Origin of the sequence: Micromonospora sp. MP36, assembly GCF_008119785.1 — a bacterium.
Lineage (GTDB): Bacteria > Actinomycetota > Actinomycetes > Mycobacteriales > Micromonosporaceae > Micromonospora.
Genome location: NZ_VSFA01000047.1, coordinates 23,895 through 36,979, shown reverse-complemented (window position 1 = coordinate 36,979; position 13,085 = coordinate 23,895). Strand labels below are relative to the sequence as shown.

Here is a 13,085-nt window from a genome sequence, read left to right as displayed (position 1 = left end):
CGTGACCCGCACCGACACGGATCCGCATGGAATTACCGAAATACCTGCAAGTACGGGGTTCGGTCCCGTACCGGATCCGTATCTGTCCGGTGGCCATCATAGGCCCCGCGCTGACGGGAATCCCATGTGCGGCCGGGGTTCCCGGGGGTTCGAGGGTCAGAGGGATGTGACGTCTACTGATATTTTCGATGGTGCGGTCCCCAGCCACCCCCTGGAGTTTGCCGTCCCATGAAGGTTTATATTTCGGCCACCCAAAAGGACCTGCTGGAATATCGCGCCGCCGTGCACGCCGTGGCCCGTCGTCTCGAGATCGAGGACGTGGCCATGGAGGCGTACGGGGCCGACATCAGGCCACCCCTGGAACGCTGCCTGGCCGACGTGCGCCGCTGCGACCTCTACGTGGGGCTGTTCGCGTGGCGGTACGGGTTCCGGCCGCCCGGCCAGGAGTCCTCCATCACCGAGTTGGAGTACCGCGAGGCGCTCGCGGCCGGGAAGCCCTGCTTGATCTTCCTGCTCGCCGAGGACACGCCGTGGCCGGTGGACATGATCGACCGGGACGCCGACTGGCAGCAGGTCGTCGCGCTGCGTCGGGAACTCAAGGAACGCCACCTGTGCGCGTTTTTCTCCAGTGTGGACGACCTGTCGGCCAAGGTGACCGTGGCGCTGGCCGACGTGCGCAGCGGCCGGTCCCCGGCACGCGAGCCCGCCGACCCCGACACGCACCTGCCGGAGGCCGTACGCAGCCACTACTACAAGCAGTTGGCGCTGAGGTACCAGGCCGTACCCCTGGACGGCGTCTCCCCGCGACCCACCATCGGATACCTCACGGTCGGCCTGCCGAAGGTGTTCGTCGAGCCGCGAGTGCACGAGGACGCCCGGCCGGAGATGCCGCTGGCATGGTGGCGCTGGGCCGGCTCCACACCGGACGGTGACGCCGGCGGCTTGCCCGGTGTGGTCGACCCGGAGGAGGTGGAGCGGCTCTGGGAGGAGTACGCGGCCAAGGACGCGCAGGCCCTGTTCGATGTGGTGTGCGACCCGGGCCGGCGGGCGATCGTCCTGCTCGGCGACCCCGGCTCCGGCAAGTCCGCGGCCGCCCGCTACCTGGCGCTGGCGCTGGCCGGAGTCTGCGCCGAGCCCCGGCTGGCGGCGTTGGACCGCCACCTGCCGGTCCTGATCGAGCTGCGCTCGTACGCGGCACACTGCGGGGACGGCCGGTGCGACGGCCTGCTGGACTACGTCGGCCACCGCCACCAGCAGGGCCTGGCCGGAATCGACCAGGACGTGCTGGAGGCGTACCTGCGACAGGGCGGCCAGGCGTTGTTCCTGTTCGACGGCCTGGACGAGGTGTTCGACCCGGCGCAGCGGGAGGAGGTCGCCGCGCAGATCGCCACGTTCGCCAACGAGTACCCGGGGGTGCGGACGGTGGTCACCTCCCGGGCGGCAGGCTACCTGCGACACACCTTCGCCAACGCCGGCTTTGACCACTTCACCCTTGAGGACCTCGACGACGAGCGAATCGCCCGGTTCCTCGGCAACTGGTACCGCTACGTGATGCCCACGCCGGCGCCCGAGGCGGACCGGCAGCGGCGGCAGATCCTCGACGTGGTCCGTGGGTCCCGGGCGATGCACGAGATCGCCGGCAACCCCCTGCTGCTGATGCTGATGGCGATCGTCGGCCGGGGCCACCCGCTGCCACGCAACCGTCGCCGGCTGTATGCGCACGTCACCGACGTGCTGATCTCCGAGTGGGACGTCACCAAGCAGCTGCGGGAAAGCCACGGCGACGTGCCGCCGCTGGACCCCCAGGCCAAGCGACGGCTGCTGCGCCACCTGGCGTTCTGGATGCAGTTCCGGGAGTCCGGCCCGGCCGGAAACTACATCGAATCCGACGAGCTCGCGCGCATCTTCCGCGACCACCTGGTGGACTTCTACGGTTTCGAGAACGAGCGGGCACTCGCCATGGCCTACTCAATGATCGACAAACTGCGCCAGCGAAGCTTCATCCTGGAACGGTACGGACTGCGACTGTTCGGGTTCGTGCACCGCACGTTCCTGGAGTTCTTCTGCGCCGAGGAGATCGTGGACAGGTTCGAGCACGATCCGGACGCCTGGAGCCTCGACCAGCTGCGCACGCTCTTCCGCGACCACTGGGCCGATCCGTCCTGGCGGGAGGTGCTCCGCCTGGTCGCCAGCGCGCTGCCCGCCCCGGCCGCCGACGACCTGGTCACGCTCCTCGCCACCGAGGTCAACCAACCCTGGCCGCCGCTGAACCTGGCCGGCCCGCCATGGAACCTGGTGCTGGCCGCCCAGTGCGTGGCGGAGGCGCCGCAGCCGGCCGAGCTCGCCGGCGCGGGCGAAGCCGTGCTGCGCCAGATCGTGCTACTGGTCGAGCACGGTATCTCCGCCGACGACCCGAACCTGGTCGAGCTCACCGAGCAGGAGTTGCTGTCCTCCATCCGGGCACTCGGGCCGCACTGGCCCGGCCGGGGCGCCTTCCTGCACTGGTACCGCCGCCGCGGGGTGCGGACCAGCTGGCGCTCCGGCTCCGCCTTCGCCACCCGGATCGCCGCGGTGCTGTCCACCCCGGCCGAGCAACTGGAGGACCTGCTGGTCCGGGAACTCGGCCAGGGCCGCGAGCGACAGGCCCACCTCACCCTGGTCGCCGGGCTGGCCGAGGCCGCCGGCCGGCTGGACACCACCAGCCGCAGCCGCCGCCGCTGGCGCGACCTGCTGCTCGCCCAGGCCCAGGCGGAGGTCTCCACCGCGGTACGGCAGGCCGCCGTACGCGCCCTGGTCGCCCACTTCAGCGCCGACCCCGATCTCGTCGACGTGCTGTCCGACCTCGCCGAGGCACCCGATCCCGCGGTACGCGCGCTCGCCGCGCAGTCCCTCGGCGGCCGACCCGAGCTGCCCCAGCACGTCCGGCACCTGCTGGTGGCCGCCACCGCAGACCCCGCCACCGCGGTGCGGCGCGCCGCCGCCGCAGTGCTCGCCGCGCGCAGCGCCGACCTGCCCGACGCGCCCGAGACGCTGCGGCGGCTGCTGGTCACCGACACCGACCCCGCAGTGGTGCAGTGCGCGCTGGAAGGCCTGTCGGCGCTGCCGGAACACGCCGAGGCGGCCCGCACGCGGGCGCTGGAGCGGGTCGCCGGCGACGCCCCGGACGAGGTACGCCGCTGCCTGGTGACCGAGCTGCTGCCCGGCAGGCCCAGCCCGGACAGCACCGAACTCCTGCTGAAGCTGGCCGGCTCCACCTCCTCCGCGCGGCTGCGCACGGTCGCCGTGCAGCGGCTGGCGCTCGTACCCGACCCGGAGGGGCGCTGCCGAGCCCGGCTGGTCGACCAGATCGAGCAGGACGAGGACGCATCCGTGCGGGCCGCGGCGGTGACCGCGCTGCTCGACCAGGACCGCGTGGACGACACCGGATGGACGGTGGCGGCGCAGGTGGCGCGCGCCGACGAGGACGCGACCGTGCGCCTCGCCGCGGTGCGCGCGCTCGCCGAGGCCTACCCGGACCACCGCACCGGGGAACTGCTGCTGGAACGGGCCCGCCGGGACCCGACCGCGAGCGTCCGGCTCGCCGCGGTCGACCTGCTCACCGGCCGGCCACTGGTCGACCACGCCACCCGCGACCTGCTCATCAGCCGGGCTTCCCAGGAACGGGACCCGATCGTCCGGTTGCGGGTCACCCGCAGCCTGACCCGCCTCGCCGATCCGCCAGACCCTGAGGTGCGGGAGTGCCTGGCCGAGCAGCTCAGCCGCGACCCCGACCCGAACGTGCTGCGCGCGGCCGCGCAGGCGCTCGCCCGCCACGGCGACACCGACGGTCTGGTGGAGACGCTGTGCCGGCGGGCCCGCCGGGACAGCTACGCCGGCATCCGGCTGGCCGCGGTGCAGAGCCTGTGCGCGTACGGGAGCCCCGACGTGGTGACCGATGTGCTGCTCGAGTGCGTCGAGTCGGACACCGACCCGGCCGTGTTCGACGCGGCGGTGCGCTGCCTGACCGAGCGGGGCTCGGCGTCCATGGCGGTGACGCTGCGGCTGATGCGCCGCCTGGCCGACCAGGACCCGGCGATCCGCGCCCGCATCGCCGCCGCCCTCGGCGAACACTTCGGGGCCGATCCGGAGGTCCGCGTACTGCTGGTGGGTCTGGTCCGCGATGACCCGGACCTCGAGGTCCGGCGCCGGGCCGTGGAGCAGCTGGGCGCCACGCTGGCCGGCCGGGTGGGGGTACGGGACCTGCTGCTGCGGCTCGCGGACGACGACGACTGGGAGATCCGCCGGACCGCGCTGCTCGCGCTGACCACCCACTACCGTGGGGACACCCGGACCCGGGAGGTGCTCGTCCGGCTCGCCCATCAGGAGGACGACGGCACCGTGCGGCGGCTGGCCGGGCAACTGCTGGCCGCGCTGCCCAGTACCAACCCCGACGACTTCCCGTGACCGTGACTCCCCGCGGGGGCGGGCAGCCGCGGCACCGATCGTCGTGGCGCGTCAGGTGTTGCCGGTAGCGGCGCAGCCGTGGATGGGGTCGTCGAGGTACGCCCGCGCGTCGAACGGGAGGCGAACCTTGTCCCGCACTCACCGTCGCAGGTCTCGCGTCCCCTTCATCCGTTGACGCCGATGCGTCTGGCCGGTAGGAAAAGCTTTACCCACCCGTCCCGGCCAGACCAGGAGAGTTCCATGACGACCGAACACAGCAGACGTGACTTCCTCCGATGGGCCGGGGTGGCTGCCTCCGCCGCGGCCTTCGCACCGCTGGCCGCCGGCCGAGCAAGCGCCGATCCGACGCCTCCCGGCAACCCCTGGGCCCGTGCCGAGTACATCAGCGCGAAGGTACGCCGCCCGCACTTCCCGCAGCGGTGGTTCGACATCCGCACGTTCGGCGCCGTCGGTGACGGTGCCACCGACAACACGGAGGCGATCAGGCGGGCGATCGCGGCGTGTCACGCCGCCGGCGGCGGGCACGTGGTGGTGCCGGCCGGCAGGTTCCGCACCGGGCCGATCCACCTGCTCAGCAACGTCGACCTGCACGTCACCGCCGAGGCGGTGGTGCTGTTCAGCCAGCGCCCCGCCGACTACCTGCCAGCCGTGCTGACCCGGTTCGAGGGCGTCGAACTCTACAACTACTCACCGCTCATCTACGCCTACGGGCAGGAGAACATCGGGGTGACCGGCTCGGGTGTGCTCGACGGCCAGGCCGACAACAGCCACTGGTGGCCATGGAAGGGCAAGACCGAGTACGGGTGGAAGCCCGGCGACCCGAAGCAGGACGCCGCCCGAACCCGGCTGCTGGCGATGGCCGAGCAGGGCGTCCCGGTCGAGCAGCGCGTGTTCGGCGAGGGCGACTACCTGCGCCCGTCGTTCATCGAGCCCTACCGCTGTCGGAACGTGCTCATCGAAGGAGTCACCCTCGTTCGATCGCCGATGTGGGAGATCCACCCGACCCTGTCCGAGAACGTGCTGGTGCAGAACGTCACCGTCAATTCCCACGGCCCGAACAACGACGGCTGCGACCCCGAGTCCAGCCGCATGGTCGTCATCCGCGGCTGCACCTTCGACACCGGCGACGACTGCATCGCGATCAAGGCCGGGCGAAACGCCGACGGGCGCCGGGTCAACGTCCCGAGCGAGGACATCCTCATCGAGGACTGCCTGATGCGCGACGGCCATGGCGGAGTGACCATCGGCAGCGAGATGTCCGGCGGGGTACGCAACGTCTTCGCCCGCAACTGTGAGATGTCTAGCCCCAACCTGGACATCGCCCTGCGGTTCAAGACGAACTCGGTCCGCGGCGGGTACATCACCGACATCTACGCCCGCGACATCCGCATCGGCGAGGTCGCCGGCGCGGTCATCGACGTCAACTTCTACTACGAGGAGGGCCCCGGCCACGGGTTCAACCCGGTCGTGCGCAACATCGACGTACGCAACCTGACCGTCGGCCAGGCCGGGCGCGCCCTCAACCTGCGCGGCTACGCCGACGACCACATCACCGACGTGACCCTCACCGACGTGGACTTCGGCATCACCAGCAGCCCCAATGTGGTGCAGTACGTCGACAACCTCGTACTCCGTAACGTCGTCGAGAACGGGCAGCCGCTCGAACTCGCGTCCGCCACGGCCTGAGTGTCCGAAGCGCCGGCGGCCGCATGGTCAAATGTGGCGGTGCAGCGAACGCCCCGCAGCTCACCGCCCCGCTCGACCATCCACGATGTGGCCCGACTCGCGCAGGTGTCCACCGCGACCGTGTCCCGGGTGCTGACCGGCGCCAAGCCGGTCTCGGCCGACCTGGCCCAACGGGTACGCGACGCCGCAGCGCGCCTGGACTACCGGCCCAACCCCGCGGCGCAGGTGTTGCTCAGCGGACGCTCGCACACCGTCGGCGTCGTCGTCCCGGACCTCGCGAATCCCTACTTCGCCGAGGTGCTCAAGGGCGCGACGCCGGCGGCCGCCGAGCACGGCTGGCGCACCCTCGTCGCCGACACCGACGAGGACCCCGAGGTCGAGTACCGGGCCGCCAGCGAACTGGGCCGGTGGGTGGACGGCGTGATGCTGTGCTCACCCCGGATGAGCACCTTCCGACTCCGGGAACTGGCCACCAAGCTCCCGGCCCTCGTCCTGGTCAACCGCCTGGTACGACGCCCGTCGGTGGCGGCGGTGCTGGTGGACTACCACCAGGGGATGACCCAGCTGTGCGCCCACCTCGCGTCGCTCGGGCACCGGCGGCTCGTCTACCTGCAGGGGCCGCCCCACGCCTGGTCCGACGGGCAGCGTCGGCGGGCCCTGCGTACCGCCGCCGGCCGGGGGCTCGACCTCGTGCAGATCCCGTGCGGCTCGACGGCCCCGGACGGCCACCGGGTGGCCGAGGAAGCACTGGGGCACAAGCCGACCGCGATCGTCGCCTTCAACGACTACGTCGCGCTGGGCGTGCTGAGCCGGCTCACCGAACTCGGCGTCGCGGTGCCGGACGACGTCTCGGTGACCGGTTTCGACGACATCCCGCTCAGCGCCCTCACCCCGCCCGGGCTCACCACGGTCGCCGTGCCCAAGCGGACGGTCGGGCGGCTGGCCTGGCAGCGGCTTGCCACCGAGGGGACCGGAGCGTCGACGACGGCGATCAACGTGCCGGTCGAGCTCGCCGTCCGCGGCTCCACCGCCCCACCCCGGCGGGGGCGCCGGTAGCTCAGCGGGTATCGGGCCCGCCGTCCGCCGGGGGACGCCCGGTGCTGGCGCGGACCGTCAGCGTCGGGGTGAGCATGACCGGCGGTGGCCACTGGTCACCGGCCAGGCGCGCCGACAGGTGACCCCAGGCCAGCCGGCCGAGCTGCGCGCGCTGGTTGCGCAGCGAGGTCAGCGGCGGTCGCGCGTACGCCGCGACGGGGATGTCGTCGTACGAGGTCACCGACACCGCGCCAGGCACCTCGACGCCGGTGTCGTGCAGCCAGCTCAGCAGCCCGATCGCGACCAGGTCGTTGAAGGTGATCACCGCCGTCGCACCGGTGGCGAGCACCTCCGGCCCGGCCGCGTACCCGTGGTCGCCGGACCATCCCCCGGTGATCTCCTCCAGCCGCATGCCCATCTTCCGGGTCAGGGTGCGCAACGTGCGGCGCCGCTGCCCGTCCGACCAGGAGGCGGGTGGCCCACCCACGTACGCGATCCGCCGGTGGCCGAGGGTAGCCAGGTGGTCCAGCAGTTGTCGGCTGCCGGAGCGGTAGTCGACGCAGACCACGCCGGCCTGCTCCGCCGTCCGGTTGACGCAGACGACCGGGATCGGCCCGTCGAGGATTTTGGTGAGGTGCTTCGGTCGCAGCCGCGAGCTGCACAGCACCAGGGCGCTCGCATGGCTGGTCAGCTCCTCAGCGAGCCGCAGTTCCTCGTCCGGATCCTCTCCGCTCTCGCTGATCAGCAGTCGGTAGCCCGCCCCGCGCGCTCCGGCGCCGAGGCCCTTGAGCACCTCGGGAAAGAACGGGTTGGCCAGGTCGGGCACGGTCACTCCGACGGTGCGGACCCGGCCGAGCTTGAGTTCCTTCGCCGCACCGTCGGCCCGGTAACCCAGCCGCGCGGCGACCGAGCGGACGTGGTTGCGCACCTCGAACGAGATCTGCTCCGAGCCGTTGAGGACTCGGGAGACTGTCGACACCGACGTGCCCGCTTCGCGTGCGACGTCGACGAGACGTACCCGCCTTCCGCTCGTCACACCCGCTCCTCCTGATCGTGGCCGGCCGAGTTTCGGCTAATCCGGACGCGGTCGCCGCCGGTCCGGATGTGGTGCGCCGTCAGGTCCTCCGGTCGACCGCGTCGGCGCCGGTCACGTCGAACCGGCTGTTGCTGGTCGCCACTGTACGACCGGGGCGACCGATGTGCGGAGCACCCTCAGTTCCCTGCAAACGTTTGCACGGATCGGCGGAAGGGGCTGCGGCCCGTCAAGAGCACCGTATGCCCCGGCGCCCGGGCGGGCGGCCCTGATCCGCGCTGGCCGGCGGATCTGTCGCCTCAGGACCGTTGACAAGGCTCGGTGGCGGTCGAATAATCCATGCAAACGTTTGCATGCTCGATCGTCGGCGGACGGTCACCTCCGGACTCCCGAGCCCCCCGGGCAATGAGCAGATCCCGACCGGTGCCGCAGGGGCAGGGCCGGATCGACGCCGTACGAGACACGCACCACCGTCACCACCTGTCCGTTCCCCCGAACCGAAAGGAATGCCGTGACGACCTCATCGTCGGGATCGAGGCGAGCATCACGACGCCCACGACGTCCCCGTGCCGCCCTGGTCCTACTGACCCTGGCCCTCGCTTCGACAGTCACCGCGGCTGCCGCAGCCGACGCTAGCCCCCGAGCCAGCGCCAACGCCGACTCGGCGATGATCCAGCGAATCGTCGACAAGATCGAGACACCCGCCATCCCGAGGCGGGACTATGTCGTCACCGACTTCGGCGCCGTGGGCGACGGCAGCACCGACGCGCGTCCGGCCATCATGGCCGCCATCAAGCGCGCCTCCCACGACGGCGGCGGGCGGGTGGTCCTGCCCGCCGGACGCTGGTTCAGCAAGGGGCCGATCCATCTGGCCAGCCGCATCGACCTGCACGTGGCCGAGGGAGCCACGCTGCTGTTCAGCCCGGCCGCCAAGGACTACCTCCCCGTCGTGCACACCCGCTGGGAGGGCACCGAGCTGTTCGGCTACTCACCGCTGATCTACGCCAATGACGTGCACGACGTGGCGATCACCGGCAAGGGCGTCATCGACGGCAACGAGCAGCACGAGTTCCACAGCTGGACGGGGAAGCAGCAGAACGACCAGCTGAGGCTGCGCCAGATGGGCTTCACCGGCGTGCCGGTCCAGCAGCGGATCTTCGGCGCCGGCACCTACCTACGGCCCAGCGCCATCCAGTTCTTCCACGCCACCCGGGTGCTCCTGGAGGACTACACGATCCACAACTCCCCATTCTGGATCAACCACCTCGTTTACACCGACGACGCCATCGTGCGCAACCTCGTCGTGGACAGCCACCGGGCGAACAACGACGGCGTGGACGTCGACTCGAGCACGTATGTGCTCATCGAGAAGAACACCTTCCGTACGGGCGACGACTCCGTGGTGGTGAAGTCGGGCAGAGACCTCGACGGGCGGACCATCGGCCGGCCGAGCGAATACGTCGTCGTGCGCAACAACGACATGGGCGGCGAGGACGGCATCGCCCTCGGCAGTGAGATGTCCGGCGACATCCGCTACGTCTTCTTCACCGACAACGTGCTGCGCACCGGCGCCTCCGCCATCCGGTTCAAGGGCAACCTCGACCGGGGCGGCACGGTCGAGCACATCCGCGTGCGGAACATGACGGTCGAGTCCTTCGACACCTTCATCTGGTTCCAGCTGAACTACCCCGGCGAACTGGGCGGCAACTTCCCGCCGGTGTACCGCGACATCGTGTTCTCCGACATCACCGTCGAAGCCGCCGGCCAGGTGCTCGAAGCCCACGGCCCGCAGGCCGCGCCGCTGCGGGACGTCCTGCTCAAGGACATCGTGGTGAAGAAGGCGGACAAGCCGTTCGTCCTCGAGAACGTCGAGCGACTCCGCTTCGACAACCTCATGATCAACGGCGACCGGGTCGACGGCAACCTCGACTGGAAGTAGGCGCCGCAGCATGGCTCACCACCTCCGACGTCGGGACCTGCTGGCCGCGACCGGCCTCGCCCTGACCGCAGGCGCGCTCATCCGCCCGTCGGCAGCGACGGCGGTACCGAGCCAGGCCGGCGCGGCGGACCGCGCCTGGGACGAAGCCGCGCGGATCCTGCGGCGCGTCCAACCGCCCACCTTTCCGGACCGGGACTACGACATCACGGGCTTCGGCGCGGTGGGCGACGGCACGAGCGACTGCACGGCCGCCATCCGCGCCGCCATCGCCGAATGCCACCGTGCCGGCGGCGGCCGGGTGGTGGTCCCCGCCGGGACCTACGCCACCGGCGCCGTCCACCTGCTCAGCAACGTCAACCTGCACCTGGCCGACGGCGCCACGCTCGCCTTCAGCCGCGACCCGGCGGCGTACCTGCCGGTGGTATACACCCGCTACGAGGGTGTCGAGTTGTTCAACTACTCGGCTCTCGTCTACGCCTACGACGAGCGTAACGTGGCGATCACCGGAAGCGGTGTGCTCGACGGCCGCGCCGATGCCGGGCACTGGTGGGACTGGACCGGCGGCCCGCCACCTAACGAGGGACCGGACAAGACCATCCTGACCAGGATGGCCGCCGACGGTGTGCCCGTGGTCGAGCGGGTCTTCGGCGCAGGGTACTACCTGCGGCCCAACCTCGTGCAGCTCTACTCCTGCCAGAACGTGTTGATCGAGGGCGTCACCGTACGCGACTCGCCGATGTGGAACATCCACCCGGTGCTCTGCCGCAACGTCACCATTCGCTCGGTCACCGTGGACAGCCCGCACGGGCCCAACAACGACGGCATCGACCCGGAGTCCTGCACGGACGTGGTGATCGAGAACTGCCGGATCAGCACCGGCGACGACTGCATCGCACTGAAGGCAGGCAAGGACGCCGACGGCCGCCGGGTCAACGTGCCCTGCCAGAACGTCGTCGTGCTGGGCTGCGAGATGGCCGACGGCAACGGCGGCGTGACCTTCGGCAGCGAGACCACCGGCGGCATCCGCAACGTCTTCGTCCGGGACTGCCGGATGAGCAGCCCCCGCCTGGAACGCGCCATCCGGCTCAAGAGCAACCCGCAACGCGGCGGCGCCATCGAGAACATCTACATCCACCGGGTGGACGTCGGGGTGGCCCGCGGGGTCGCCGTCGAGATGGTGCTCAACTACGCCAACGTCACCACGGGCGACCACCACCCGGACGTGCACGACATCGTGCTCAGCCAGGTGACCGCGGCCTCCACGCCGCAGGCGTACACCCTGCTCGGCAACCCCGGCCACCCGCTGCGCGGCATCCGGCTGCACGCCTGCCGGTTCGACGGCGTGACGCAACCTAACGTCGCCCGCGACGTCGACGCGCTGGCACTCGACCAGGTGTGGGTCAACGGGACCCGCATCGACACCTGAGCCGGAGCCGGGTCGGCGGCCTCGCCCGCCGACCCGGCCGGCCCCCAGCACACGAGATGAAGGAGCATGCGCGTGTCCACCCGATGGAGCCGTAAGGACTTCCTGCGACTGGCCGGGGCCGCGGCCGGCGCCACCCTGCTGCCCCTGGCCGGCGGCGCGCCGGCGGAGGCGTCCGGGACCACCGAGTCCGGGCCGGGCGCCAGCACCGGCGCCGACGCCTGGAGCGACGTCGGCCGCGTCCTACGCAACGTGCAGCCGCCGCGGTTTCCGCTGCGCGACTTCGACATCACCGACTACGGGGCGGTTGGCGACGGTGTCACGCCCGCCACCGCCGCCATCCGGGCGGCGATCGAGGCCTGCACCACGAGCGGCGGCGGCCGCGTCGTGGTCCCCGCCGGCTCGTTCCTCACCGGTGCCGTGCACCTGGCCGACAACGTCAACCTGTACGTCTCCGACGGCGCGACCCTGCTCTTCAGCACCGACCCCCGCGACTACCTCCCGGTCGTGCTCACCCGGTTCGAGGGCGTCGAACTGATGAACTACTCGCCCCTCATCTACGCCAGCGGCTGCACGAACGTGGCGGTCACCGGCACCGGGACCCTGGACGGGCAGGCGTCGTGGGACAACTGGTGGGCCTGGGGCAGCCGGGCCAGCGAGGGGGTGACCCGGCTCGGGCAGCTGGCCGAGCAGGGCGTCCCCGTCTCCGAGCGGGTTTTTGGTCCCGGCTACTACCTCCGGTCCAGCTTCATCCAGACCTACCGGTGCACGAACGTGCTCATCTCCGGAGTCCGGATCGTCCGCTCCCCGATGTGGGAGGTGCACCCGGTGCTGTCGCGCAACGTCACCATCGAGGACCTGCACATCGACACCCGGGGACCGAACAACGACGGGGTCGACGTCGAGTCCTCCCGGTATGTGATCGTGCGCGGCTGCACCTTCGACGTCGGCGACGACTGCATCGCGATCAAGTCAGGCCGGGAAGCCGACGGGCTGCGGGTCAACGTGCCCTCCGAGGACATCCTGATCGAGCAGTGCACCATGAACATCCGCTACGGCGCGATCACGCTGGGCAGTGAGATGACGGGCGGGGTCCGCAACGTGTTCGTACGCAACTGCCGGATCGGCGGGCCCAACCTCTACTTCGGGCTGTACATCAAGACGAACTCCCACCGGGGCGGTTTCGCCGAGAACATCTTTGTCAAGGACATCGAGATCTCGAACCTGACGAAGGAAGTGATCTCCTGCAACTTCTACCGGGGCGAGGGGGACACCGGCCCGTTGACGCCGCGGGTGCGTAACGTCGAGCTGCGCAACGTGCGGGTGGGTCGGGCCCGCAACGCCTTCTCCATGACCGGCTACCCCCGCTCGCCGATCGAGGATGTCCGGATCGTCAACTGCACGTTCGAGGAGATCGCCCAGCCGAGCACCCTGCAGGACGTCGACATCGCCTTCCACAACTTCCGGGTCAACGGCACCCAGATCACCGATCCCCGTCAGCTCCGCTGAGCGGTCGGACGACCGAC

7 protein-coding genes are annotated in these 13,085 nt (G+C 70.8%); 6 read left to right on the top strand and 1 reads right to left on the bottom strand.

Annotated features, from left to right (window positions below; genetic code table 11):
• Positions 1-228 precede the first annotated feature (228 nt).
• The 3 genes from FXF52_RS25530 (at position 229) to FXF52_RS25520 (ending at position 7,185) form a co-directional block, all read left to right on the top strand.
• A complete protein-coding gene (locus FXF52_RS25530) occupies positions 229-4,443 on the top strand; it encodes a HEAT repeat domain-containing protein (protein ID WP_148800865.1) in 4,215 nt (1,404 codons plus the stop codon).
• Positions 4,444-4,683: 240 nt separating this feature from the next.
• Complete coding sequence (locus FXF52_RS25525; protein WP_148800864.1) at positions 4,684-6,129, top strand: glycoside hydrolase family 28 protein; 1,446 nt, start codon at positions 4,684-4,686, stop codon at positions 6,127-6,129.
• Positions 6,130-6,168: 39 nt separating this feature from the next.
• Positions 6,169-7,185, top strand: coding sequence for a LacI family DNA-binding transcriptional regulator (locus FXF52_RS25520; RefSeq protein ID WP_187413683.1), 1,017 nt, complete (start codon positions 6,169-6,171; stop codon positions 7,183-7,185).
• A gap of 1 nt (position 7,186) precedes the next feature.
• Here FXF52_RS25520 and FXF52_RS25515 read toward each other — a convergent pair whose 3' ends face one another.
• The gene (locus tag FXF52_RS25515) at positions 7,187-8,200 is read right to left on the bottom strand and encodes a LacI family DNA-binding transcriptional regulator (protein WP_148800862.1); all 1,014 of its coding nucleotides are present in this window, start codon (positions 8,198-8,200) and stop codon (positions 7,187-7,189) included.
• 664 nt (positions 8,201-8,864) lie between these two features.
• Between FXF52_RS25515 and FXF52_RS25510 the strand changes: the two genes are divergently transcribed.
• From FXF52_RS25510 to FXF52_RS25500, 3 genes are all read left to right on the top strand, one after another.
• On the top strand, positions 8,865-10,136 hold the full coding sequence (locus FXF52_RS25510) for a glycoside hydrolase family 28 protein (RefSeq protein ID WP_148800861.1): 1,272 nt from the start codon (positions 8,865-8,867) through the stop codon (positions 10,134-10,136).
• A 10-nt stretch (positions 10,137-10,146) separates the two neighbouring features.
• A complete protein-coding gene (locus FXF52_RS25505) occupies positions 10,147-11,562 on the top strand; it encodes a glycoside hydrolase family 28 protein (protein ID WP_222870672.1) in 1,416 nt (471 codons plus the stop codon).
• 72 nt (positions 11,563-11,634) lie between these two features.
• A complete protein-coding gene (locus FXF52_RS25500) occupies positions 11,635-13,068 on the top strand; it encodes a glycoside hydrolase family 28 protein (protein ID WP_148800860.1) in 1,434 nt (477 codons plus the stop codon).
• Positions 13,069-13,085: the final 17 nt, after the last annotated feature.